A 25,578-nucleotide genomic window follows, 5' to 3' on the forward strand; every position below is an offset into this window, starting at 1 on the left:
TGATTTGGTGGGGTGAGTCGTGGGGTGGGGGTGGGTTGGGGGTTTTGCGGGGCCTGAGTTAGCGATGTTGGGTTAGCCTCGATCACACGGTCGCGTTAGCCTTGCCAGGACAACCGCGGGAGCCCGGCGCACCGGGCTGAGAGTGTGGCTGCTGCGGCCGCAGACCGCTCGAACCTGACCGGGTCATGCCGGCGTAGGGAGCTGTTCTATGGAGACGTCCGGGTCCACCGCCACGTTGACGGTGTCGTCCAGCCCGTTCAGCGAAGAGCTGTGGGAGGCCGTCCAGCCCACATTCAGGGCCATCCTCGACCACCCGTTCATCACGGGCCTGGTCGACGGCACGCTGCCCCACGACACGTTCCGCCACTTCGTCGTGCAGGACTCCCACTACCTGCGCGACTACGCCCGGGCCCTCGCGCTGTGCGCGGCGAAGTCGCCCTGCGAGGACGACGTACGCGCCTTCGCGAACGACGCGGTGAGCGCGATCGCGGCCGAACAGGAGATGCATTCGGAGTTCATGTTCCAGCTCGGCGGCTCGGCCGAGGAGGCCGAGAAGCTGCCCGTCGCGCCGACCACCCGCGCGTACACCAGCTACCTGCTGGCCACGGTGTACGGGGGCTCGTTCCTGGACGCCCTGGCCGCAGTGCTGCCCTGCTACTGGATCTACGCCCGCGTCGGCGAGGCGCTGCTCGCGGAGTCGTCGCCCGACCCGCTGTACACGCAGTGGATCGCCGCCTACGGGGACCCGGGGTTCCAGAAGGTGGTGCGCCGGGTCGTCGACCTGATCGACCGTACCGGCGCGGACTCGACGCCCCGGCAGCGCGCCGTCGCGCTCGAGCACTTCGTCACGACGGCTCGCTATGAGTGGATGTTCTGGGACGCCGCGTGGCGCCAGGAGTCCTGGCCTGTCTGAGCGGCACCTGCCACCGCCACCATACGCCCAGCGCCGACCGGCTCGGGGGGCCGGTCAGTCAGGCCGGAATGTTCAAGCCGGTACGTTCAGCACCGCCGCCGCCCGATCAGGGCCACGGTCAAAGCCAGCTGTTACGGCGGAACCCTCGGTAGAGCAGCGAGCAGACGACGAGCATGAAGCCGAGCACGACCGGATAGCCCCAGATGGCGGACAGCTCGGGCATGTGGCGGAAGTTCATGCCGTAGATGCCGGCGATCATCGTGGGGACCGAGATGATGGCGACCCATGCCGAGATCTTGCGCATGTCCTCGTTCGCGAGCGCGTTGGAGCGCGCGAGCGCGGCCTGGAGGATGGAGTTGCACAGCTCGTTGGACGACTCGACCTGCTCGCAGACCCGCGAGAGGTGGTCGACGACGTCGCGGAAGTACTCGCGCATCTCAGAGGGGATCATGCGGCGGGTGGGCAGCGCGTTGAACGGAGTCTGCAACGGCGTGACCGCGCGCTTCATCTCGATCATCTCGCGCTTGAGCTGGTAGATGCGGCTGATGTCGCGGGAGCTGACGTCGGCGAAGACGGCGGCCTCGACCTCTTCCAGCTCGGCCTGCATCAGATCGGACACCGAGAGGTACTTGTCGACGACGTGGTCGGCGATGGCGTGCAGCACGCTGGAGGGCCCGCGCGCGAGCAGCTTCGGCTTGTCTTCGAGGCGCCTGCGCACGTCGGCCAGGGGACAGTGCTCGCCGTGGCGGACGGTCACCACGAAGTCGGACCCGACGAACACCATGATCTCGCCGGTGGCGATGATCTGGTGGGAGTCGTCCGGCTCGTCGTGGTCGAGGTAGGCGACGGTCTTGAGCACGACGAACAGTGAGTCGCCGTAGCGCTCGACCTTGGGGCGCTGGTGGGCCTTCACGGCGTCCTCGACGGCGAGGGGGTGGAGGCCGAAGATCTCGGCCAGCCAGCCGACCTCGGGCGCATCGGGCTCGTGCAGGCCGACCCAGACGTAGGCGCCGCCGGTCTCGGAGGCGGCGTTGTGCTCACGAACCAGGGTGACGGCCTCGGGGATGCCGGGGACGTCGACACGCTTGCCGCCGATGTAGGCGCCGAACTCCACGACGGAGTCGCTCGGGGGCACGCACCGGCCGTTCGGCTCACGTCGGGAGCCCTTCGCGCCGGGGGAGGCACTGAGGCGCACGTGGGCGGGACGCTGGTGCAGGTTGATCCGCTGGAACAGGGTGGAGGAGCGCATGGCGGTCCCTTCCCGCCCGACCTGGCGGAGCCATGCGCGAATGAGTCAAGGGCGGCGAACGGCCGCTAAGAGGAAGTCAGCGCGTGGCTCTCAGTCGGACACCGAGTTGGAGTGGTCGGGTTTGCGCACGACGTACGTGCGCGAGCACGTACTGCTGGGATCACCAGAAGTCATCCCGAGTCCACCTCCAATCGCCGAGAGACAAGCCAGAGCTGCCCTAACCTACCACAGGCGGGGCCGCTCCCCTAGCCTACAACGCCCTTACAGGTTCGATCATGAATATCGGCACAAAGGCCGTTCACCAGTGCGTGACCAGCAAGCGTCGCGCAACCCCCGAACCCCCCTAACAGGAACACGGGACGCGGTCCGGTGACCCCGGAACCGACCCGTAGACTCCCCACGTGCGCGTTCTTGTGATTGGATCCGGCGGCCGTGAGCACGCCCTGTGCCGTGCCCTCGGGCTGGACCCCTCGGTGTCGGAGCTGCACTGCGCCCCCGGCAACGCCGGCATCGCCGCGGTGGCCACCGTACATCTGGTGGTGCCCACCGACCCGCGGGCGGTCGCCGCGCTGGCCACGCGCCTCGGCGCCGAGCTCGTCGTGGTCGGCCCCGAGGCGCCGCTGGTGGCGGGCGTCGCCGACGCCGTGCGCGCGGCGGGCATCGCCTGCTTCGGCCCGTCCGCGCAGGCCGCACGCATCGAGGGTTCCAAGGCGTTCGCCAAGGACGTGATGACGGCGGCGGGCGTGCCGACGGCGGGCGCGCGCGTGTGCGTCACCCCCGAGGAGGCCGAGGTCGCGCTGGACGCGTTCGGCGCGCCGTACGTCGTGAAGGACGACGGGCTCGCGGCCGGCAAGGGCGTCGTGGTGACGTCCGACCGCGACGAGGCGCTGGCCCACGCGGCGGCGTGCGAGCGCGTCGTCATCGAGGAGTACCTCGACGGTCCCGAGGTGTCGCTGTTCGCGCTGTGCGACGGCGCGACGGCCGTGCCGCTGCAGCCCGCGCAGGACTTCAAGCGCGCCTACGACGGCGACGAGGGCCCGAACACCGGCGGCATGGGCGCCTACACCCCGCTGCCGTGGGCGCCGCAGTGGCTCACCGAGCGCGTCATGGACGAGGTCGTGCTGCCCACCGTCCGCGAGCTGGCCCGGCGCGGCACGCCGTACGCGGGGGTGCTGTACGCGGGGCTGGCGCTGACGTCCTCGGGCCCGCGGGTCATCGAGTTCAACGCGCGCTTCGGCGACCCGGAGACGCAGGTCGTGCTGGACCGCCTGGAGACCCCGCTCGCGGGTCTGCTGTACGCCTGCGCGACCGGCACGCTGGCGGACGAGCCCGCGCCGAGGTACCGCGACGGCGCGGCCGTGACGGTCGTCGTGGCCGCCGAGAACTACCCGGGCGACCCGGTGAAGGGCGACCGCGTCGAGGGCCTTGCGACCCCGGTGAAGGACGCGTACGTCATCCACGCGGGCACGGCGTTCGACGCCGAGGGCCGGGTGGTCTCGGCGGGCGGCCGGGTGCTCAGCGTCGTCGGCACGGGTCCGGACGTCGCCGCCGCGCGCGCCGCCGCGTACGCGCTCGTGGACCGCGTCCGGCTGCGCGGCTCCCACCACCGCTCCGACATCGCCGCACGCGCCTAGAACGGCTCCTGGGCGCACCCAGGACGCTCTGGAGCACGCCGCCCCTGGAAGCGCTCCCAACGCGCCAGGGCCCGCACACGCGCGCCTGGAAAGGCGTCCCCGCCGCGATCTCCCGCACGGTGGCGGGCCGGCCCGCACGCGCGCGTCTGGAAGGGCGGCAGGTGACTTCCGCGTCACGATGAGACGGGTGGTGTGGCGCGGATGCCCGCCACCCGCGATGATCCGGAAAGGGGCGAATCCGGGAGGAGCGCACATATGACTGCCGAGCCGGCGGTGCGGGGGAACGAGGCGCCGGAGGTTCCCGGCGACCGTGAGTCGCCGCGCTGGCCCGGCGTGTGGCGGGTGGCCATCGCCTCGCGCGCCGAGGAGGTGCAGGCCGACGCCGAACGCTGCCTCGCGGCCCGCCCGGGCGACCCGGCGATGACCGCGCTGCACGCCTCGATCCTGCGCCAGCTCGGCGTCGCGCGCGAGTACGTCAAGGAGCGCCAGGGCTGGCGGCGCTGGCTGACCGGTCAGGCCATCGAGGGCGCGTGGGCGAACCTGTACGGCGCGACCGTCATGCTGTTCGGCATGCTCCCGGAGCGCGAGCTGAACCCGAGGGCGCCCGAGGTGCTGGCGGTCGGCCGCGCGTACCTGCCTGCGGACGACGCGCGCATCGCCCAGCTCGCGACCCGCCTCGCCGCGGGCGACATCGCCGAAGCCGACCGGTCGCTGCTGCAGTCGGTGCTGCGCGCCGCGTACGCCACCGCGGCGATCGAGAGCAACCGGGTGCGCAGCTTCCGCAACATGCTGCTCGGCGGCGTGGCGGCGCTGACGGTCATCGTGGCCGGGCTGGTCGCCGTCGCCTCGGCCTGGCCGTCGGCGATCCCCATGTGCGGCAACCGCATGCTGCTGGCCAGCCTCGGCGTGTCCGGCGGTCAGGTGTGCCCGAGCGGCGACGGCGCGCCGTCCCACGGGGACGTGCCGCTGGTCGCGCTGCTCGGCATGCTGGGCGCCGCGCTTGCCACCGCGGCGAGCCTGTCCACCCGTTCTGAGCTGTCCACGCGTTACTCGCTCGCCGTCGCGCAGAACCTGCTGAAGGCGCCGGCGGGCGTCGCGACCGCGATCGCGGGCCTGCTCATCCTCAACTCCGGGTTCGTGCCGGGGTTCTCCGGGCTCAGCTCGCAGACGGCGATCCTGGTGTGGGCCGTGGTGTTCGGCTACGCGCAGCAGCTCGTCACGCGTATCGTCGACCAGCGCGCGAACACGCTGCTCAGCGCCGCGTCCCCGGATCTTCCCGCGGGCGCGGCGTCCCGGCCGGCACGGTGAGCGACGCCCGTTCCACGGGCGGAGGACTGAACGGAAACGGCCCGGGCAGGCATCCGGAAACGGCTACTGTGGGCGGATAACTTCGCCGCCGTCCGCATGTCAGGCGCGTCATTTCCACGATTCCATGATTTCGAGGAGCCACATCATATGGTTCGTTACCGCGTGCGCGGTGGCAACGCCCTGCGCGGAACCGCCTTCATCCAGGGAGCCAAGAACGCCGTGCTCCCGATGATCGGTGCGGCTCTGCTCGCCTCCGAAGGCCGCACGGTCCTGCGCAACGTGCCGATCATCGAAGACGTCCGGCGCGCCGTCGAGCTGGCGGAGGCCGTGGGCGCGAAGGTGGAGCTGCACGAGGCGGAGCGCACGCTGGTCATCGACGCCTCGCGGCTGACCAGCGCCGTGCTGCCCGCCGAGATCGCCCGGCGGTTCCGCGGGTCCGTCCTGTTCGTCCCGGCGCTGCTGCACCGGCTCGGCGAGGCGCTCATCGAGGGCGTCGGCGGCTGCAACCTCGGTAGCCGCAACCTCGACTTCCACTACCTCGGGTACAAGCGGCTCGGCGCGATGGTGGACGAGGGCGAGAGCGTCATCCACGTCAAGGCGGCCGGGCTGATCGGCGCGCCGCTGTACCTCGACACGCCCTCGCACACGGGCACCGAGAACCTCATCATGGCGGCGGCCCTGGCCAATGGCACGACGGTCATCGAGAACGCCGCGCTGGAGCCGGAGGTCCTCGACGTCATCGACATGCTCACCAAGATGGGCGCGCGCATCAGCGGCGGCGGCACCGGCTTCATCACCGTCGAGGGCGTGGACGAGCTCACGGCCGTGGAGCACCAGGTCATGCCGGACCGGCTGGACGCCGGCGTGTTCGCGATGGCCGCGGCCATCACGGGCGGCGAGGTCAACCTCGTCGGCGCGTCGCTGGAGCACCTGGGCGTCGTGCGCTGGAAGCTGGAGCAGATGGGCGTCGAGTTCGCGACCGACGGCGCGGTGCTCCACGTACGCCGCGACCGGTCGCTGCGGCCGATCAACGTGATCACCGACACCTACCCGGGCTTCGCGACGGACCTGCAGTCCCCCATCATGAGCGTGGCCTCGCTGGCCGACGGCGCGAGCTACATCCACGAGCGCATCTTCGACGGCCGGTTCGCGCTCGCGGGCGAGCTGAACAAGATGGGCGCGCGCATCGAGGTCGAGGGAAGCCGGGCCGTCGTCCACGGTCCCACCGCCCTGACCGGAACAGATGTGACCGCGCACGATCTGCGTTCCGGAATCGCGCTCGTGCTGGCGGGTCTGGCGGCCTCCGGTGAGACCGTCGTCGCGCCTGGATATCTCATCGACCGGGGCCACCACGACCTCGCGGCGCGTATGAAGGCCCTGGGTGGAGATGTGGTAAGAGAAATTTCCTCTAGCTCGTGACTGAGCCCGTAAACCGCCTCTGACCTGTTCTTATGACCATCTCATCCATACCTTGTCGGCATGGCTCGGTCGCATTCCGGCAAATCCGGGCGTGACATTAGTGCCTTGGCGAGCGATCGTTCCAAAGAGGACTAGACCGGATGGGAGAAGAACCCGCGCCGGGAACGCCCTGGATCGCCTGACGGCGGCCCGCGCGGCGGCCCCCGCGCGGCGGAATCGACCAGTGGATTGGAGGTCGCAATGCCGGGCGCGAACGGGACCGGAACGCCGGTTCACGACACCGTACGGCGGGGCGGCCTCGAGCAGAGGTATGGCGGGATGGGACGAACATTGGTCGAGAGGGCCGAAGAAACTCCTCGGGGGTCGCGCGTGGGCGCGTCGGCCCCGGACCTCACGATCGGGGTGGTGGGACCCCACGATCTGGTCGAGCGAGTGATGCTGATGGGGCATGCGGCGGCACCGGTACCCAGCCGGCTCGTCGCCGCGGCGTACCGAGACGAACAGGAGGCGGCGGACAAGGTCGTCCGGCTCGGGCCGGGGGTGGACGCGTGCTTGTTCGCGAGCCCCGTGCCGTACGAGCTGGCGAGGCGCTCGGGGGTCCTGACGATCCCCGCGACGTATGTGCAGCTCGGCGGCCCGGCGCTCACCGCGGCGCTCGCCCGGGCGGCGCTGGACGAACGCATCGACCCGCGCAGGGTCAGCGTCGACCTGCTCAGCCGGTCGGATGTCGAGGAGGCGTACGCCGACCTCGGCCTTCCGACGGCGGGCGTGCAGACCCGGGAGGAGCCCGGGGCGACGGGAACGGTGGCGGCCTACCACGAGCGCCTGATCAGGCAGGGGAGCACCACTGGCGCGCTCACGTGCCTGCCCGCGGTGGCCGACCGTCTGACGGCGGCGGGCGTGCCGACGGTGCGCGTGCGGCCGACCTCGGCGGCGATCCGCTCGGCGCTGCACACCGCGGCGCTGCTCGGCGCGCACCACAGGCTGGAGGAATCCCAGCTCACCGTCGTGCTGATCGAGGTGCCGACGTTACGCGAGCCCGTACGGCGGGCCGCACCCAGGTACTGGCGTGACGAGCTGAGGCTCTCCCTGCACCGGCTGCTGGTGCAGGAGGCCAACAGGATGAACGCCGCCGTATGGGCAATCGACGATCACAGCTACCTGGTCACGGCGACGCGCGGCTCGATGGCCGCCGCCACCGACGGCTTCCGCATCCTGCCCTTCGCCGCGCGCATCCGCGACGAGCTCGGCCTGGCGGTCGAGGTGGGCGTGGGCATGGGCCGTACCACTCACGACGCGGAGAGCCACGCGAGGGCCGCCCTGGCCCGCACACAAGCGGGGAAGCAGCCTCAGGGCTTCGCGGTGGACAGGGAGGGCCGCACGCTGGTGCCCGCTCCCCGGATGCCTCCTCAGGCGCCCGGCCAGGGCAGGCCGAAGGGCGTGGAGGTGCTCGCACGGCTGGCCGCCAAGCTGGAGGGCGGCGACACGATCGTGGACGCGGAGAGCGCCGGGCGCATGCTCGGAGTGACTCCCCGCACGGCCCGGCGACTGCTGCGCACGCTGGTTGACGAGGGACTCGCGTGGCCGCTACCGCCGAATCGAACACCGCAGCCGGGGCGTCCGCGCCAGCTCTACCGGCTCATCGTGGAGAAGCTGGGTCCGCGCTAGCGTTTCGAAACGGGTCACCCCGTGTGGGGCGGGTTGACCCATGCCTATGGCCGCGCCTTCGACACGGCGTGTTCGGGGCGCTGTGCCTATGGCCTCGCTCCGCTCGGCGGGTTCGGGGCGCTCCTTCAGGCGGCGTTCTTCCACCGTCAGGCGCAAGGGATCGTTCCTCACCCTTGCGCCTGACGGCTCCAGAACACCGCCGCGCAGGTAATTTCGGCCCATCGTTCGAACGTGTGGACGAGAGCGCTCTCTGACCTGGCACGGGGAGCGGTAGAGGGCGATATCCACAGGCTGTGGAAAACTCGCGCCGCGGGGGACGTTCACCGGCGCCCCGGTTCAGATGCGGAAATGTGATGTTCGGCGGCCTTCTTCGTCCTGGTTATCCACACCTTGTGGACAAACCTGTGGTAGCACCGACAACCCCCGCATCTCACAGTCCGAAACCCGCGCGAACAAGTACAGAGCCGACCGATAATGTCATGAGCCATGGGGCAGAACACTCGTGACATGAGAGTCTGGGCCGCCCTGGCGACCGTCTACGTCGTCTGGGGATCGACCTACCTCGGCATCCGGATCACCATCGAGACCATTCCCCCGATGCTCAGCGGCGGCATCCGTTTCCTCGTGGCCGCGCTCGTCCTCGCCTCCGTCCTCCTGCTCCGCCGCGGACGCGCGGTCTTCCGCATGACCCGCGCGGAGTTCCTCGGTGCCTGCGTCGTCGGCGTCCTCCTCCTCACGGCGGGCAACGGCCTGGTGTCGCTCGCCGAGCAGTACATCTCCACGGGCCTCGCCGCGCTGCTGGTGGCGTCCGTGCCGCTGTGGCTGGTCATCTTCCGCGTGCTGGCCCGCGACCGCCCGCACACGCTCACCGTGGCCGGGGTGCTCGTCGGCTTCTGCGGCGTGGCCGGGCTCTCGCTGACCGGCGGCGGAGGCGGCAGCGTGACGGGCGTCGTCATCATCCTGTGCGGGGCGCTGGCCTGGTCGCTCGGCTCGTTCCTGTCCGGCCGGATCCGCATGCCGAAGGACCCGTTCGCGGCCAGCGCGGTCGAGATGACCGTCGGCGGCCTCGCGATGCTCGTCATCGGCCCTCTGCTCGGCGAGCGCCCGCACGTGGACGCGATCAGCACGGGCTCGTGGGTCGCGCTGGCCTATCTGATCCTCGTCGGCTCGCTGGTGGGCTTCACCTCGTACGTGTGGCTGCTCGGCAACGCCTCCATCTCGCTGGCGTCGACCTACGCCTACGTCAACCCGGTCGTGGCCGTCCTGCTCGGCGTGAGCGTGCTGGGCGAGGACGTGACGGCGCAGATGGTCGCCGCCGGGGTCGTGATCGTCCTCGGCGTGGCCCTGGTGGTCTCGACCGAACGCCGCGGCCGCCGCGCCACGAGCGACGCGCCGGCGGGCGAGGCGGAGCTCAGCCCTTCCTGAACCTCTCGGCGGCGGCGAGGAAGGTGTCGTTGGCCTCGGGCGACCCGATGGAGACGCGGCAGCCCTCCCCGAGCGGGCGCACCGCCACGCCGTCGACCGCGCAGTGCCCGGCGAACTCGCCCGTGCGCTCACCGAGGCGCAGCCACACGAAGTTGGCCTCGGTGGGCGGCACCCGCCAGCCCTGCCCGAGCAACGCCTCGCGCACCCGCGTGCGCTCCTTGACGACCGTCTCGACCCGTTCGAGCAGTTCGTCCTCGGCGGCGAGGGACGCGACCGCGGCGGCCTGCGCGATGCTGTTGACCGCGAACGGCATCATCGTCTTGCGCACGACCGAGGCGATCGGCTCCTGGGCGATCAGATAGCCCACCCGCAGCCCCGCGAGGCCGTAGGCCTTGGAGAAGGTGCGCAGCACGGCGACGTTCGGCCGGTCGGCGTACAGGCCGAGCCCGTCGGGCACGTCGGCGTCGCGCACGTACTCGCGGTAGGCCTCGTCCAGGACGACGAGCACGTCCTCGGGCACCTTGTCCAGGAACGCCAGCAGCTCGGCGGCGCGGTTGACCGTGCCGGTCGGGTTGTTCGGGTTGCACACGAAGATCATGCGCGTGCGCGGGGTGATCGCCGCGGCGAACGCCTCGAGGTCGTGGGTCTCGTCGGCCAGCGGCACCCGGACGGAGGTCACGCCCGCGAGGTCGGCGAGCAGCGGGTACGCCTCGAACGAGCGCCAGGCGTAGATCACCTCGGCGCCGGGGTCGCTCACCGTCTCGAAGAGCTGCTGGGCGACCGTCACGGACCCGGCGCCGAGCGCGATGTGCTCCTGCGGGACGCCGAACCGCGCAGCCAGGGCCTCGGTGAGCCGTACGCACGCCGGGTCGGGATAGCGGTGGACCTCGCGCGCGGCGGCGGCGATGGCCTCGACCACGGACGGCAGCGGGTCGTACGGGGACTCGTTGGAGGACAGCTTGAACGATCGGCCGTCGGCGGACACCACGGCCTTCCCCGCCCGGTAAGCGGGCAGGTCATCAAGAATCTGGCGGAAACGCGGCATGTGATTACCCTACGACCCGCCAGGATCCGGGCGTCGGCCGAGACACCCCAACCGCACCCCGGGCCGGACAGGGACCCTAGCCCGCCAGGCGCAGCATCGGCGGGTGCAGCAACTCGGCGGGCCCCCGGCGGTACAGCATCGCGGGCCGGCCGCCGTCGCGCGTCGTCGTACGCCCTGTGGGCAGCAGGAAGCCGTCGGCCTTGGTGACCTTGCGGTGGAAGTTGCGCGGGTCCAGGGGGCGCCCCCAGACGATCTCGTACACCCGCCGCAGGTCGGCCACCGTGAACTCCTCCGGGCAGAACGCCGCGCCCAGCGAGGTGTACTCCAGCTTGGCCCCGGCGCGCTCGATGCCGTCGAGCATGATGCGGCGGTGGTCGAAGGCCATGGTCTCCAGCGAGGACACCGGCTGCCAGCTCATGTGCGCCTCGGTCGGCGCGGGCAGGTCGGGGGCGAGGCCCAGGTAGGCGACGCTGACGACGCGCTGGCGCGGGTCGCGGTCCGGGTAGCCGTAGGTGCGAAGCTGTTCGAGGTGGACGGGCGCCCCGGGCAGCCCGGCGCGCTCGGCGAGCACGCGGGACGCGGCGGCCGGCAGGTCCTCCTCCAACTGGATGAACCCGCCCGACAGCGCCCAGCACCCTTGGTACGGGGGGCGATCGCGGCGCCACACGAGCGCGCTGAGTTGCTGGCAGCGCACGGTGAGGACGACGAGATCCACGCTGACGGGTATGCGCGGGACCATGGCACGCACGTTACACCGAGACGGCCGGTCCTCAGGCCGTCACGTGCCGCGGTTGAGGTAGATGGGCGCGTTGCCGCGCCGCCCGTCCGGAGAGGTCACGTCGATCCTGATCCACGCGCCGGAGGGGACCGCCCCCCAGTCGACCGGCACCCACAGCCGCTGCACGCCGCCGGGAAGGCCGGGAATGGGCGTGGTGTCCGACCAGCCGACCTCTGCGGAGTCCACGCTGCGCGGTTCCTCGGCGCCGGGCCAGCTCAGCGTGACCGTGCCGCGGGCGAGGTTGTAGCCGCGCACCTCGACCCCGTTCTGGATGCCCCGCGCGACCGGGATGGCCTGGATCGGGATCGGCCGGTCCCAGTCCCGCGCCACCTGCTCGGCCAGCGTCGGCGACCCGCAGGTGAAGAAGCTGCTCCACTTGTAGGAGATGATCTTCGACACGTACGGGCCCGCGAAGGCGACCGCCGCGTCCAGGCGCTGCTTGTCCGTGACGCCCCGCTTGCCCCCGGGCTCGCAGGCGCCGTCGCCGACGGGCTCGAACGCCTCGACGTTGGCCCAGAGCTGGACGTTCACTCCCTCGGTGCGCAGCTCGGCCAGCGCCTCGGCCATCGCGCGGTAGTAGTCCCGCGTGGAGCCGTAGTACGCGTCGCCGTACGACACGTTGCCCACGACCGGTTTGAGGCGGTCGTCCACGGGCTGGGCCCTGCCTCCGGGCCAGAACAGGCCCACCTTGCCGGTGCCCCGGCTGTCCTGCGGGGCGACGATGCCGACGCCCGTGCGGGCGAGCGCCTTGAAGCCCTGCTTGACCTGCTCGGGGGTCGAGGTGAAGCTCTTGCCTTTGCGCGCGTCGAGGTACGGGCTGACGAGGATCTGCTTGCCGGGCAGCTCCTGCTGGACGATGTCGTGCTGCTCGGCGTACACGCGCAGGGTCGGCACCTTGGACGGGTCGGGCCAGTCCCTGAGCTGGAGCTCGAAGGGCTGGTAGACCCCGCCTAGCGAGTCGCGGTTCAGGAAGCGGTCGCCGTAGTCCTGGAGGATGCGGCGGGTCAGGGTGGTGAGCGTCCCGATGTGCCGGGGGTCGGCGCGGGTGGTCTCCCGGCGGTCGCGCGGGGCCACGGGCAGCGCCGGGTAGACCTTCATCGCGAAGCGGTCGGCGAGGTCCAGGATCTCGGTCAGGCTGTCCTGCGCGGCCCCGTCGACGAGGATGAGGTGGTATCCGCGCCCCTTGGAGGTGAAGTCGCACGTCGGGTCGTCCGAGCCGTCGTCGGGGGCGATGACGCGGTAGTACACGTCCTTGCCGATCGCGATCGTGTGCTCCATCCGCGGGCAGCGGAACAGGCCGGGGCCGAACGCCTCGTCGGTCCGGTAGACGTAGGTCCAGCTGATGCGGTTGCCGGGATTGAGGGCCTTCAGCGCGGACTCGGCGGCCTGCACGCACGTCATGCCGTTCTCCACGCACGGCGCGTAGCGCGGGTCGGGCGCGGCTCCGGCGGCGTCCAGCACGCGCCCGTCCTGGTCCACGGAGCGGGGCTGCAGGCCGAAGCCGAGGCGCACGACGGTGTCGCCGCCGACGCGGTGGATGGCCTGGAGCTGGCTGCGCCAGGTGCAGTGGTCGGAGGTGGGCACCAGCCAGTAGCCCGTGACGGCGTAGGGGGTCGGGCTGGTGGTGTCGAAGGTGCCGCAGGGGTCGCTGAACACGCTGGTCGCCGGGGTCGGGCTCGCCGGCTTGGGCGTCCCGTTCGGCGTCGCGGCGGTCTGTGCGCCGTTGCGCGGGCCGTCCAGGTTGGAGTCGGGCAGGACGAGGACCAGTGCCGCGACGACCGTCAGCAGAATCGCTCCTAGGAGCATGAGGAGGCCGCGCACCTTCAGGACATTACCGTTTCTTCAATGTGGCCCCGATAAAAGATCGTCACCGTGACGGGGTCACGCCTGCCCAGGCTTCGAGCTGGTTGACGAACCTGCGGGCCGAGTTCGGCCAGTGGTGGTTGGCGCGGGCGGCGGCGTATCCGCGCGCGCCCGCGGCCAGGCGCGCGCCCGGGTCGTTGCGCAGGTGCAGCACCGCCCGGACGACGGCCTGCGGGTCGCGCCAGGGCACGACGACGCCGCTCTGGTAGCGCTCCACCAGCTCGACGGCCCGCGGGGACGGCGTGGTGATCACCGGGATGCCGTGCGCCATGTACTCGACGATCTTCGTCGGCATGGAGTGCCGGTAGTTCGGCTCGTCGTGCAGCAGCGACAGTCCGGCGAGCGCGCCGTCGAGCCGCTTCAGCGCCTCGTCGTTGGGCATGAAGTCGCGCCACTCCAGCACGCCCTCGGCCACGGCCTTGTTCAGGATCGGCCGGCTCTGCGGGTCGGCGTACCCGATCAGCTCGACGACGACGCGGTGCGGCTGGAGCATCCGGCCCACCTCGACGGCCTCGTGCACGCCCCGCGCCTCCGACAGCCAGCCGAGGTAGACGACGCGGTCGTCCGACGGCTCGCTGACGTGGTCGGGCACCCAGGTCTCGTTCGGCACCACCAGGTGGGCCTGGCGGAACCGCCCGGCGTAGGCGGTCTCGGCCAGCAGCAGGTGCAGGTGGCGCTCTGCCGTCCCCTCCAGCAGCCGGGCGAGGAAGCGCACCGGCGGGCGCAGGAAGGAGGGCAGCCATGGTTTCAGCGACAGCGTGGCCGGGGTGTCCTCGTGGACGTCCCACACCACCGGCGGCCGACGGCGCACGCCCGCGACCGCCAGCATCAGCTCGGGGTCGTGGATGAGCACCAGGTCGACCTGCTTGCGCAGGCTCTTGAACAGCCGGCGCGCGGCCCGCACGGCCGTGAACCGCTTGCGCTCGGCGGCGCGCGGCAGGTCCACCCCCGTCACCCACGAGCGCGGCACGACACCGCGCGCGGTGTAGGGGGCCGCGTACGTGACCTCATGACCGGCGTCCACGAGCGCCCGGATCTGCCTATGCAGAATGCGGGCGTCCTCCGGGTGGTGGACCACCGTCATGACAAGCACGTGCACGCGTCGACCCTCCGCTCGTCAGAGCCGCTCGACGCGATCGCCCTCGGAGAGGACGCCCCGGGTGTCGAGAAGTAGCAGCGCTCGTTTCTCCACCATTTCCAGGTCGAACGCGGAGTGCTGCTGAAGCAGGACGGTCACGTCCGCGCTCGCCACCGCCTCCGCCAGATCGTCCACGCGCGGCACCTCGGCGCCGTCGACCGTCCACTGCTTGACGTAGGGGTCGGCGAAGACCAGCTCGGCGCCGAGCTCGCGGAACACCCGGGCGATGGGGACGGCCGGGGTCTCACGCTCGTCGGCGATGTCCGGCTTGTACGTCACACCCAGCAGCAGGACCGTGGAACCGTTGACCGCCTTCTTGGCGCGGTTCAGCAGGCGCGTGACGCGGGCCACGACGTACTGCGGCATGCGCTCGTTGATCTCCTGCGCCAGCTCGACGAACCGGAACGGGTAGCCCAGCTTGCGCACGGCGTGCGAGAGGTAGGACGGGTCGACCGGGATGCAGTGCCCGCCGACGCCCGGCCCCGGCAGGAACTTCTGGAACCCGAACGGCTTGGTCGCGGCCGCCTCGATGGACTCCCAGAGGTTCACGCCCAGCTCGTCGCAGAAGATCGCCATCTCGTTGACGAGGGCGATGTTGACGTGCCGGTAGGTGTTCTCCAGCAGCTTGGCCATCTCGGCCTCGCGGGTGCCGCTCACCGTCACGACCTGCTCGATGAACCGCGCGTAGAACGCGGCGGCGCGGTCGCGGCACCCGGGCGTGTACCCGCCGACGACCTTCGGCGTGTTGCGCAGGCCGTACTTCGCGTTGCCCGGGTCGATGCGCTCCGGCGAGAAGGCGAGGTGGAAGTCGACCCCGGCGGTGAGGCCGGAGGCGTCCTCCAGGATGGGACGGACGACCTCGTCGGTGGTGCCGGGGTAGGTGGTCGACTCCAGGACGACCAGCGTACCCCGCTGGAGGTAGCGTCCCACGGACTCGACAGCGCCGCGCACGGCCGAAAGGTCCGGCCGGTGGTCCTCGTCCAGGGGGGTCGGAACGCAGATCACGATGGTTTCGCTGGCCGCGAGCACCGCCTGGTCCAGCGTGGCCGTGAAACCGGCCGCCAGCATGGAGTCCAGGTCGTGGTCGCTCAGGTCATCGATGTAGGAGTGGCCGGAGTTCAGGGCGTCGACCTTGCGCTGGTCGATGTCCAGACCGACCACGCGCAGGCCGGCGGCCGAGGCCTCCTTGGCCAACGGCATGCCGACGTATCCCAGGCCGATGACCGCGAGATGGTATCCGCTCACGACGCACCCTGTGGAAGTCCGAAACAACGCTGCATGGTGGCAAAGGCTATCTCAACTCCGCGCAGATCACGTCTAATGCGATTGAACGCGTAAGGAAGCACTGCAATCCGGCCGTTCATGAGGAGAAAGTCACCGGGCCAGCGACGTGTAAAGGCCCCGGTACATCTCCGCGACCCGGCCCCAGGTGCGTTTGGCGGCGACCTCCGCGCGGCCCGCCTCGCCCATTTCGGCGCGGCGCACCGGGTCGTCCCGCAGCCCGGCGAGGGCCTTGGCGAGCTGGGACGGATCGCCGGGCGCGACCAGCAGGCCCGCGCCGTCCGACCCGACCAGCTCCGAGAGCGCCGGAAGGTCGCTGAGCACGACCGGCTTGCCGAGGGCCATGGCCTCGACCGGCTTCAGCGGGGTCACCAGCCGCGTCACCCGCAGGTCGTCGCGGGGGCAGACGAAGATGTCGATCGCCGCCTGCGCCTGGAGCGCCTCCTCCGGGCCGACCCGGCCGGGCAGGATCGCCAGGTCGCCGAGGCCGAGCTTCTCGACCTGCGCGAGCAGCGCCGGCCGCTCGGCGCCGTCGCCGACGATCAGCACGCGCACGGGGGTGCCGGCGTCGCGCAGCAGCGCGGCGGCCGACAGCAGGGTCGCGAACCCCTCGTACCCGACGATGCTGGACACCGACCCGGCGACGACCTCGCCCGGCTTGATGCCGTACGCGGCGCGGAACGCCTCGCCGTCGTAGTCGGCGGTGAGCAGCGCGTCGTCCACGGCGTTCGGGGCGAGGAAGATCCGCTCCCGGGGGACGCCGCGCTCGACGATCTCGGCCGCCATCGTCTCGGCGAGCGTCACCACCGCGTCGGCGGAGCGCATGATGTGCGCCTCGCGGTCGCGCTGGAGCAGGTGACGCTCGCTGCCGATCCGCGCCGCGTCGCGCGAGGCCCAGGTCTCCTCCAGGAACCCGCGCACCTCGTACACGAACGGCGTGCCGGTGCGCTCGCGCGCGGCCAGCGCCACCGAGCCGTTGCGGTGGTCGGTCGCGGCGTGCAGCACCTGCGGGCGCAGCGTCCTGACCAGCTCGGTCACCTCGCCGGCGCCGCGGATCATGCGGCCGCGGCTCTCGAACGGCACCTCGCCGCTCGGCAGCAGCCGGTGGTAGGGGACGCCGTCGATCTCCTCGTACGGCTCGGCGTCGGCGTGGCCCTGGAGCATCGGCCAGCCCCAGCTCGTCACGACGTGCGGGTCGAGCCCGGCGGCGCGCTGCGCGGTGACGATGCGGTGGGTGCGGACGGTGTACCCGGCCTGGGTGTACGGCAGCGCGTTGGTGACGCAGTGCAGGACGCGGCCCTGGACGCGCTCGCCGACGATCACCTTGGACTTCGGCGGGATCGGGTTGGGGCTGATCGCGCCCTTCTCGCCCTCGTAGTAGGCGATCCTGCGGCGGATGAACGGCCAGCGCGCGTGCGGCTGCAGGACGTCGATCGCCTGGGTCATGCGCCCGCGCTCGAACTCGGCCTTGGCCGCGTCCAGCGGGCCGTCCGCCATGCGGCGGGCGATCTTGCGGGCCGTGACCTTGACGACGCGCGCCACCGGCCACGCGACCCGGCCGACGGCGGGACGCAGGCGTGACGGCATGGCGTCCGCCGCGGCCTGCGCCACACGCATGGGGTCGGATTTGACCCTGGTGACGAGAACGCGAGAGACGATCACCGGATGCTGGACGAAGCCCTTGAGGAAGCCGCGCAGGCCGGCACGAGCCGACTTCGGGGATACCTTCTCGGGCCGGCTGGCCTCGGAAACCACGCCGTGACCGTACCATAGGCAACGCTTAGCCCACCTGAGGCTGACATGACCGGTATCCGGCTGAAAGGCGAGGTCAATGAGGGAAAATCCCCTCGTTCTGCATGTGCTGGGCGCTCGTCCCAACTTCGTGAAAGCGGCCCCTGTCGTGCGCGGCCTCGCCGACCTCGGGATCCGGCAGGCCATCGTCCACACCGGGCAGCACTACGACGCGCTGATGTCGGACGTCTTCTTCGCCGACCTCGGCCTGCCCGAGCCGATCGCCAACCTCGCCGTGGGCTCCGGGAGCCACGCGCGGCAGACGGCGGCGCTGCTCACGGGCTTGGAGGAAGTCGTCGAGCGCCACGGCCCCGACCTGGTCGTGGTGTACGGCGACGTCAACTCCACGCTGGCGGCGATCCTCGTGTGCGCGAAGCTGCACGTCCCGACGGCGCACGTCGAGGCGGGCCTGCGGTCCTTCGACCGTGAGATGCCCGAGGAGGTCAACCGGGTCGTCACCGACGCACTCGCCGACATCCTGCTGGTGACCAGCCCGGACGGGCTGTCGCACCTCGCCGGCGAGGGCGTGCCCGCGAGCAAGGTGCACCTGGTCGGCAACCCGATGATCGACAGCCTGTTCTCGGCACTGCCCCGGCTCGACCCCGAGCCGGTGAAGGCGCGGCTCGGCCTGCCCGAGCGGTACGCGGTCGCCACCCTGCACCGCCCGGCCAACGTGGACGACCCCGAGTCGGCGCGCGAGCTGGTCGAGGCAGTGCTGGCGGTCGCCGAGCAGGTGCCCGTCGTCGTGCCGCTGCACCCGCGCGGCCGCACGCGCCTGGCCGAGGCGGGCCTGGTGACCGGCGAGAACCTCTCGATCATCGACCCGCTCGGCTACGTCGACTTCCTGTCCGTGGTGCGCGGCGCGGCGCTGGTCGTGACCGACTCCGGCGGCGTGCAGGAGGAGACGACCATGCTGGGCGTCCCCTGCCTGACCGTCCGGGCCAACACCGAGCGGCCGATCACCATCACGCACGGCACCAACCGCCTGGTCACGCCGGCCTCGCTGCCCGCGGAGGCGTCCAAGGCGCTGGCCGACGGCGCGGCGACCCCGAGCGGGGAGCTTCCGCCGCTGTGGGACGGGGCCGCGGGGCCGCGGATCGCCCGCGTGATCGAGGCCTGGCTGCGCGGGGACAACCTCTCGCCCGCGTCGCAGGGCGTTCCGCCTGTCACGTCCTGATCTGGGAGTTGTTGCCGGAGTCAACCGTCTTCGGGCGGCGGACGTCGTACGATCGGACATTCCTGGGCGACTCGTCCACGGCGGCGGCCGCCCGGGGGTGCTCGCGGAGTTCGGATATAGGGGGCAAGTCGGGCCATGGCCGAGAGTGACCAGGTAAATCCGGACGATCCGCGTTTTCAGCGTCTCGGAGCGGCGAACTGGCTCCCCGAGGAGCGCAAGGTCGTCGAGCGGTACGAGGAGCGCATCCGCGACCTGGAGCGCAGGCTCTCCACGGCCGAGGCGCGCGCCGAGTACGCCCAGTGGCAGCTCTCGGCCACCAAGGCGCAGCGCCCGTACCGGGTGAGCACCGCCCTCGCCGGCGCCAAGCGCCCGTCCAAGCTCGTGCGCCTGCCCGGCGACCTGTCCAAGGCGCTGAAGTCCAAGAAGGCCCCCAAGGCGCCCGCGACGGTCACCGCGAGCGCCGCCGCCATCGACGCCCGGCTCGCGCACGCCCCCGAGGTCAAGATCCCGAACCTGGCCTGGCCCGAGGGTCCGATCAGCCGTCCGGATCTGAAGGTCGCCGTCATCCTGGACGACTTCTCGCGGATGGCGTTCAAGTACGAATGGGACCAGATCGAGTTCGGCCTCACGGACTGGCCCGAGGTCTTCGCCGAGAAGCGGCCGGACATCCTGTTCTGCGAGTCGGCCTGGCATGGCAACCAGGGACGCTGGCGCTACCAGATGACCGGGACGAACGCGCCCAAGCAGGAGTTGCGCGACCTGGTGGCCTGGTGCCGCGAGCAGGGCATCCCCACGGTCTTCTGGAACAAGGAGGACCCGCCGAACTTCGACTTCTTCATCGACACGGCCAAGCTGTTCGACCTCGTGTACACGTGCGACGGCGACATGCTGGCGAAGTATCGCGAAATATTGGGACATGACCGGGTGGACGTGCTGCAGTTCGCCGCCCAGCCTCGCGTGCACAACCCCGTCCAGACCAAGCAGGGCCGCCCGTACGACGTCGTGTTCGCGGGCATGTACTTCCGCGACAAGCACCCCGAGCGGCGCGAGCAGATGGAGACCGTCATCGCGCCGACGCGCGAGCTCGGCCTGCACATCTTCGCCCGCAACGACAAGGCCGGCGACAAGTACGCCTGGCCCGCCGAGTACCGCCCGCACATCGTCGGCGAGCTGCCGTACGAGCAGATGCTGGCCGCGTACAAGATGTACAAGGTCTTCCTGAACGTCAACTCGGTGATCGACTCGCCCACCATGTGCGCGCGGCGGGTCTTCGAGCTGTCGGCCTGTTCCACCACCGTGCTGTCCGGCTGGTCGCGCGCCGTCGAGGAGACCTTCGGCACGCTGATCCCGATCGCGCACACCCAGGAAGAGGCGTACAACCAGGCGCTCTACTTCATCAACAGCCCCGAGTTGCGCGCCCGGCAGGCCCACCTCGCCATGCGCGAGGTCTTCGACAAGCACCTCTTCAGCCACCGCGTCGACCAGATCCTCGCCGCGCTCGGCCAGCCGGTGCCCGTGCGCAGCAAGAGCGTCTCGGTCGTGCTGCCCACCAACCGCGCGGGCCAGATCGAGCACGCCATCGCCCAGGTCGCCCGGCAGCGCCACCGCGACCTGGAGCTGATCCTCGTCCTGCACGGCCTCGACATCGACCCCGCCGTCGTCCGCGACAAGGCGCTGGCCGCCGGGGTGCCCGCCGTCAAGGTGCTCACCGCCGCCCCCGCGCTCACCCTCGGCGAGGTGCTGAACCTCGGCATCGCCCAGGCCGAGGGCGACTACATCGCCAAGATGGACGACGACAACCTGTACGGCACGCACTACCTGTCGGACCTGCTGCGGGCCTTCGACTACGCCGACGCCGAGATGGTCGGCAAGGGCGCCCACTACACCTACTTCCCCGCCACCAACACGACCGTGATGCGCCTGCCCGGCCTGGAGCACCGGTACGCCCATCTGGTGCAGGGCGCCACGATCCTCGCCACGGCCGGCCTGATGCGGTCGTACGCGTTCGAGGCGGTCAACGCGGGCGAGGACACGCGGCTCGTGCGCCGCCTCAAGGAGGACGGCGTCCGCATCTACTCGGCGGACCGCTTCAACTTCGTCTACATGCGCGGCGCCGACGCCTCGGCCCACACGTGGAAGGCGCAGGACTACAAGCTCACCAGAAACGCCCAGTTCTGCTTCGTGGGCCACCCCGACGCGCATGTGATGATCTGACCGATTCCGATCACGGCCGTCCCGCTCGCGCGAGGCGGCCGCTTCGACATGCCCGGAATATTTCCGATAGAGCGAAATGCGGAGAAAGTTCACTCACAATGGGCTTTGCCAGATCTTGACGATTGTCAGAGGATCCGGTTGATTTGCCTCAGTCCTGCGACTGATACCTCGAAGAGAGGTATGGGGGGTCGTGACCGGGATCAGTCCTGTTCTCAACAAGCGCGGAACCACGGAGACCGCGCCAAGGAGTGATCAAGTGTCAAGACTACGCTTTGTGGCGACCTTCGTCGCGCTGGTGGTGGCGGGGGCATTGGCCGTCATCCTGCCGATGTCGCCGGCGTCCGCGGCTGCGTGCGCCACCCCCTGGTCGTCCTCCCAGGTCTACACCGGCGGGATGACCGCGTCCTACAACAGCCACAACTGGCAGGCCAAGTGGTGGACGCAGAACGAGACGCCCGGCAACGCCGACGTCTGGGCCGACCAGGGCACCTGCACGGGAGGCGGCGGCGATCCCGGCGGATCGTGCAACTACCCGAACTGGGTCGCCGGCCGCAACTACGTCACCGGCGACATCGTCAAGTACACCAACGGGCTGTACTACCAGGCCACCCATGACAACCCGGGCTACGACCCGACGATCAGCACGTGGTTCTGGTCGCCGTACACCTGCAACGGCGGCCCGCCCCCCGGCGGCGGCGGAGAGTTCGTGGTGAGCGAGGCCCAGTTCAACCAGATGTTCCCGAGCCGGAACTCGTTCTACACCTACAACGGCCTCGTCGCGGCGCTCAGCTCCTATTCGGCGTTCGCCAAGACCGGCAGCGACACCGTCCGCAAGCAGGAGGCGGCGGCGTTCCTGGCCAACGTGAACCACGAGACCGGCGGGCTGGTCTACATCGTCGAGCAGAACACGGCGAACTACCCGCACTACTGCGACTACAACCAGCCCTACGGCTGCCCGGCCGGCCAGGCCGCGTACTACGGCCGCGGCCCGATCCAGCTGAGCTGGAACTTCAACTACAAGGCCGCGGGCGACGCGCTCGGCATCGACCTGCTCCGCAACCCCTACCTGGTGCAGAACGATGCCTCGATCGCCTGGAAGACCGGCATCTGGTACTGGATGACGCAGAACGGCCCCGGCACGATGACCCCGCACAACGCGATGGTCAACGGGGCCGGCTTCGGCGAGACGATCCGCAGCATCAACGGCTCGCTGGAGTGCAACGGCCGCAACCCGGCGCAGGTCCAGAGCCGGGTCAACGCCTACCAGAGGTTCACCCAGATCCTCGGCGTGGCCCCCGGCAACAACCTGAGCTGCTGATCTCGCACGTTCCATGAGAAAGGGTGCGGCCCACCGGCCGCACCCTTTTCCTTTTGCTCGCCCCTGTCCTTGTGTCCGCCCTGCCGTCCCCCTGCTGTCCGCTCCACTTCCCTCACAGATTGCGATACTCGGGACAGATGGGAATGTACTGCGCGTAGCGACGGTTCGAGGTTTCCGGAGGGGACTCAGGATCGCGGAGGACGAGCCCGCCCCGGTGTCGGCGCCGAACGGTAAGGAGCACTTCCCACGTGACGACAACGACGACATCCCAGGGCATCGGGCTCAGGTCCGAGCGCGGTCCGGTCCTCGCGGCGATCATGCTGTGCACGGCGCTCGTCGCGCTCGACAGCACGATCATCGCCACAGCCGTCCCCTCCGTGGTCAGCGACCTCGGCGGGTTCTCCCAGTTCCCGTGGCTGTTCTCGATCTACCTGCTCACGCAGGCCGTCACCGTGCCGCTGTACGGCAAGCTCGCCGACATCTTCGGGCGCAAGCCCATCATGTTCTTCGGCATCGCCGCGTTCCTCCTCGGGTCCGTCCTGTGCGGGTTCGCGTGGAGCATGCCGGCGCTCATCGTGTTCCGCGCGTTACAGGGCATCGGCGCCGGGGCCGTCCAGCCGATGAGCATCACCATGGTGGGCGACCTGTACTCGGTCGAGGAACGCGCCCGCGTCCAGGGGTACGTGGCCAGCGTCTGGGGCGTCTCCGCGGTGATCGGCCCGACCCTCGGCGGCGTGTTCTCCGAGTATGTGAGCTGGCGCTGGATCTTCTTCCTCAATCTGCCGCTCGGCGCCATCGCCGTCTGGGCCCTCGCCACCCGCTTCAAGGAGCGCGTCGAGCGCAGCACCCACCGCATCGACTACCTCGGCGCCGCCCTCCTCACCGCCGGATCCTCCCTGTTCATCCTCGGCCTGCTCGAAGGCGGCGTCGCCTGGGCCTGGGCCTCCACCCCCAGCCTGCTCATCTTCGCGGCCGGAGTCGTGCTGATCGTCGCGTTCCTGCTGGTGGAACGCAGGGCCGCCGAGCCGATCCTGCCGCTGTGGGTGCTCCGCCGCCGCGTCCTCATCGGCGGCAACCTCGTCGGCCTGACCGTCGGCGCACTCATGATCGGCCTCACCTCGTACGTGCCGACGTTCGCCGAGGGCGTCCTCGGCACCGGCGCGCTGCTCGCCGGCTTCGTCGTCGCCGCGCTCAGCGTCGGCTGGCCCCTCGCCGCCGCCCTCTCCGGACGCCTCTACATGCGCATCGGCTTCCGCGACACCGCGCTCATCGGCGGCGGCTTCGCCCTGGCCGGCGCGGTGATGTGCGCGTTCATCGGCCCCAGCGCGCCGCTGTGGCAGGTCGCCGCGGCCTGCTTCGTCGTCGGCGCCGGGCTCGGGCTCATGTCCAGCCCGTCGATCGTCGCCGTCCAGTCGGTGGTCGGCTGGGAGCGGCGCGGCGTCGTCACCGCGACCAACATGTTCTGCCGGTCCATCGGCAGTTCCGTGGGCGCGGCCGTCCTGGGGGCGATCTCCAACTCCACCCTGGACAGCCGCCTCTCCCACCCGCCGGCCGCCCTGGCGGGCCAACTGCCGAAGAGCCTGGACGCGACCGCCCTCGTCCTCGGCAGCCAGGGCGCCGGCGCCCGCTCGGCCGCGGCGAACTACGTCCGCCAAGCCCTGTACGACGCATCCCACCACGTGTTCCTCGCCGTCACCGTGGTCGCCGTCCTCGGCGTCGGCGCCCTGTTCCTCATGCCCCGCCGCACCGAACAACTCACCTTCGACTGACCTGGGACATCGCCGGCGGCGCCTCGTACTCGTTGCCCTCATCTGGAGGCCGCTGGAGCGAGCATGATCCACTCCACGTCGAGCCGGGCGGATCATCTTCACCACGAGGTCGCGGGATCATGGTGGTGAGACCCGCACTTCGGACCGCGTCCGGTCGGCGCGAGGGCCAACGCCATGCGGCCCAGACCGTCTTGCCGTCGTCCGACGTGTGCACCACACCCCACCGGTCCGCGAGCGTTTCCACGATCGTCAGTCCTCGGCCATGAATGGCCTCCAGGCTGAGTTCGAGCCGCCTTGGGTCTTCTGGGCCATGGTCGGTGACCCGTACGCACAGGTCTTCTTCCGTCGACCAGAGGGAGAGGCGTACCGGCGGGCGGCCGTACACGACGGCGTTGCCGACCAGCTCGCTCACGACGAGTACCAGGTCGTCGGCCAGCTCCGCGGGCAAGGCCCAGCGGTTACAGGTGTCGCGCACCATCCGCCGCGCCTGGCCGACGATCGCGGGTTCGCAGGGCAGATCCCAGCACACGGTACGGAGGCCATCGGGACTGCCGGTGCCGATCATTGAAACTCCTCGCTGGAGACGGGGGGATGAGTGATGTGAGGCGGCGGTGCGCGGCGACGGCATGGCGGTCTCGGCGTCACGGATGAGCTCGCGCAACTCCTCCACGGTGCGTGCCTCCACCATGTGCGGTCGCGGGACCTGACCGATCGCGATGGCGTAGAAGCGCCGCGCGCCCACGCCGTACATCACCAGCCACTGGGATTCCGACCGGTCCAGCCGGGCCGCCGCCGCCCGCTGCGCCGTGCCCCACTCCCGCCGAACCACAGGGGTGACCGCCGCTCCCCTGCGGTGCCGCCCACTCACGCCGCCCGTCGGATGCGCGTCTCGTAGGAGTACGCCTCATGCCCGCCGGGCAGGGAGCGGTCATCCGGAGGTCGGCCCTGCCCGTACGGGGTTCCCGGTCCGGCGGTCGCCGACGCGGCGAACTGGGCGCGGTCCCTGACCTGCGCCACCGAGAGCCGCGCCGTCGCAGCCGACGCCCCACGCGGCGAACGTACGGAAGCCGATGCGGGCGCACGGCGCGAGAGCCCCAGACGCCACCACTCGGCGAGCCGCGCCCGAAACTGCCCCTCGGTCGGCGGCTCGTACCCATGCAGATCGCGATGAGGAAGGCAGCGGCCATCGTGAGCGTACGGCGAACCGCCACACCACCGGCACCCCATGGGCGTAGGCGGCCGCTCAGCCTCGAAGCGCACCCGAATGACTCGGATAACTCTTGTAAAATTCACCACGGGATCGGACCTCCAGTGTCCGTTTCAAGGAGTCCGTCCGGTGTTCGTAGCACCTGACGGACTCCGCCTATTTACGGGACTTTCTCTACAGACTTCCCCTGCAAAGCCCATGCCTCCCGGGCAGCTCTCCAGAAGAAGCCCACAGCTCCGCCGTTCCCAGGCCATACTGAGGGCGGCGCCCAGGAAAGCGCAAGGCTTACTAAGGGGAAATTAAACTACTGGACTGTTTTAGGCATTCACCGGGCAACGCCGGAGAGCGGCTGAAACAGTACTCAGCGTGACCGCAGAACCT

At 70.6% G+C, this 25,578-nt stretch carries 19 protein-coding genes and 1 riboswitch; of the genes, 10 read left to right on the forward strand and 9 right to left on the reverse strand.

All coding sequences use genetic code 11. From position 1 onward, the window contains the following. Positions 1–104: 104 nt before the first annotated feature. Positions 105–217, forward strand: a riboswitch (TPP riboswitch). Then, entirely contained in the window at positions 209–913 is a 705-nt protein-coding gene (tenA, locus tag AB0M95_RS23810; RefSeq protein WP_363768413.1) for a thiaminase II, read from the forward strand. Its footprint overlaps the riboswitch before it by 9 nt. A gap of 118 nt (positions 914–1,031) precedes the next feature. On the opposite strand, the gene AB0M95_RS23815 is transcribed toward tenA, so the two are convergent. Next, complete coding sequence (locus AB0M95_RS23815; protein WP_363768415.1) at positions 1,032–2,162, reverse strand: magnesium and cobalt transport protein CorA; 1,131 nt, start codon at positions 2,160–2,162, stop codon at positions 1,032–1,034. 401 nt (positions 2,163–2,563) lie between these two features. Between AB0M95_RS23815 and purD the strand changes: the two genes are divergently transcribed. From purD to AB0M95_RS23840, 5 genes are all read left to right on the forward strand, one after another. Continuing rightward, a complete protein-coding gene (gene purD / locus AB0M95_RS23820; protein ID WP_363768418.1) occupies positions 2,564–3,796 on the forward strand; it encodes a phosphoribosylamine--glycine ligase in 1,233 nt (410 codons plus the stop codon). A 255-nt stretch (positions 3,797–4,051) separates the two neighbouring features. Beyond that, entirely contained in the window at positions 4,052–5,104 is a 1,053-nt protein-coding gene (locus AB0M95_RS23825) for a hypothetical protein (RefSeq protein WP_363768421.1), read from the forward strand. 147 nt (positions 5,105–5,251) lie between these two features. Beyond that, positions 5,252–6,523, forward strand: coding sequence for a UDP-N-acetylglucosamine 1-carboxyvinyltransferase (gene murA, locus AB0M95_RS23830; RefSeq protein WP_363768424.1), 1,272 nt, complete (start codon positions 5,252–5,254; stop codon positions 6,521–6,523). Positions 6,524–6,958: 435 nt separating this feature from the next. After that, entirely contained in the window at positions 6,959–8,191 is a 1,233-nt protein-coding gene (locus tag AB0M95_RS23835; protein ID WP_358519016.1) for a transcriptional regulator, read from the forward strand. Between the two features lie 507 nt (positions 8,192–8,698). After that, the gene (locus AB0M95_RS23840) at positions 8,699–9,616 is read left to right on the forward strand and encodes an EamA family transporter (protein ID WP_363768427.1); all 918 of its coding nucleotides are present in this window, start codon (positions 8,699–8,701) and stop codon (positions 9,614–9,616) included. Here AB0M95_RS23840 and hisC read toward each other — a convergent pair. The 6 genes from hisC to AB0M95_RS23870 form a co-directional block, all read right to left on the reverse strand. Next, on the reverse strand, positions 9,603–10,661 hold the full coding sequence (hisC, locus tag AB0M95_RS23845; RefSeq protein ID WP_363768430.1) for a histidinol-phosphate transaminase: 1,059 nt from the start codon (positions 10,659–10,661) through the stop codon (positions 9,603–9,605). The two genes, AB0M95_RS23840 and hisC, sit on opposite strands and share 14 nt — an antisense overlap. Positions 10,662–10,737: 76 nt before the next feature. Then, on the reverse strand, positions 10,738–11,400 hold the full coding sequence (locus tag AB0M95_RS23850) for an NUDIX domain-containing protein (RefSeq protein WP_358518421.1): 663 nt from the start codon (positions 11,398–11,400) through the stop codon (positions 10,738–10,740). A 39-nt stretch (positions 11,401–11,439) separates the two neighbouring features. Then, the gene (locus AB0M95_RS23855; protein WP_363768433.1) at positions 11,440–13,260 is read right to left on the reverse strand and encodes a DUF4434 domain-containing protein; all 1,821 of its coding nucleotides are present in this window, start codon (positions 13,258–13,260) and stop codon (positions 11,440–11,442) included. A gap of 46 nt (positions 13,261–13,306) precedes the next feature. Continuing rightward, entirely contained in the window at positions 13,307–14,401 is a 1,095-nt protein-coding gene (locus AB0M95_RS23860) for a glycosyltransferase (protein WP_363768436.1), read from the reverse strand. A gap of 18 nt (positions 14,402–14,419) precedes the next feature. Further along, positions 14,420–15,685: a nucleotide sugar dehydrogenase gene (locus AB0M95_RS23865; protein WP_363768439.1), complete on the reverse strand. Its 1,266-nt coding sequence runs from the start codon at positions 15,683–15,685 to the stop codon at positions 14,420–14,422. Positions 15,686–15,814: 129 nt separating this feature from the next. Further along, positions 15,815–17,476, reverse strand: a complete 1,662-nt coding sequence (locus tag AB0M95_RS23870; RefSeq protein WP_363768442.1) for a glycosyltransferase family 4 protein — start codon at positions 17,474–17,476, stop codon at positions 15,815–15,817. A 76-nt stretch (positions 17,477–17,552) separates the two neighbouring features. Between AB0M95_RS23870 and wecB the strand changes: the two genes are divergently transcribed. The 4 genes from wecB to AB0M95_RS23890 all read left to right on the forward strand — a co-directional run bounded on the left by wecB (position 17,553) and on the right by AB0M95_RS23890 (position 23,990). Then, positions 17,553–18,689 (forward strand): UDP-N-acetylglucosamine 2-epimerase (non-hydrolyzing), encoded by a 1,137-nt coding sequence (gene wecB, locus AB0M95_RS23875; RefSeq protein ID WP_363768445.1) that lies wholly within the window; start codon positions 17,553–17,555, stop codon positions 18,687–18,689. 135 nt (positions 18,690–18,824) lie between these two features. Continuing rightward, positions 18,825–20,903, forward strand: coding sequence for a glycosyltransferase (locus tag AB0M95_RS23880; RefSeq protein ID WP_363768448.1), 2,079 nt, complete (start codon positions 18,825–18,827; stop codon positions 20,901–20,903). A 256-nt stretch (positions 20,904–21,159) separates the two neighbouring features. After that, positions 21,160–22,221, forward strand: coding sequence for a glycoside hydrolase family 19 protein (locus AB0M95_RS23885; protein WP_363768451.1), 1,062 nt, complete (start codon positions 21,160–21,162; stop codon positions 22,219–22,221). A 248-nt stretch (positions 22,222–22,469) separates the two neighbouring features. After that, entirely contained in the window at positions 22,470–23,990 is a 1,521-nt protein-coding gene (locus AB0M95_RS23890; RefSeq protein ID WP_363768454.1) for an MDR family MFS transporter, read from the forward strand. Here AB0M95_RS23890 and AB0M95_RS23895 read toward each other — a convergent pair. Both AB0M95_RS23895 and AB0M95_RS23900 read right to left on the reverse strand, forming a co-directional pair. Then, positions 23,977–24,858 carry an ATP-binding protein gene (locus AB0M95_RS23895; protein WP_363768456.1) on the reverse strand — a complete coding sequence of 294 codons (882 nt, stop codon included), beginning with the start codon at positions 24,856–24,858 and terminating at the stop codon, positions 23,977–23,979. The genes AB0M95_RS23890 and AB0M95_RS23895 overlap by 14 nt on opposite strands. Beyond that, a complete protein-coding gene (locus tag AB0M95_RS23900; RefSeq protein WP_363768459.1) occupies positions 24,855–25,007 on the reverse strand; it encodes a hypothetical protein in 153 nt (50 codons plus the stop codon). Before AB0M95_RS23900 ends, AB0M95_RS23895 begins: the two co-directional genes overlap by 4 nt. Positions 25,008–25,578 lie beyond the last annotated feature (571 nt).

It is taken from the genome of Sphaerisporangium sp. NPDC051017 (assembly GCF_040683095.1).
Classification (GTDB): domain Bacteria; phylum Actinomycetota; class Actinomycetes; order Streptosporangiales; family Streptosporangiaceae; genus Sphaerisporangium.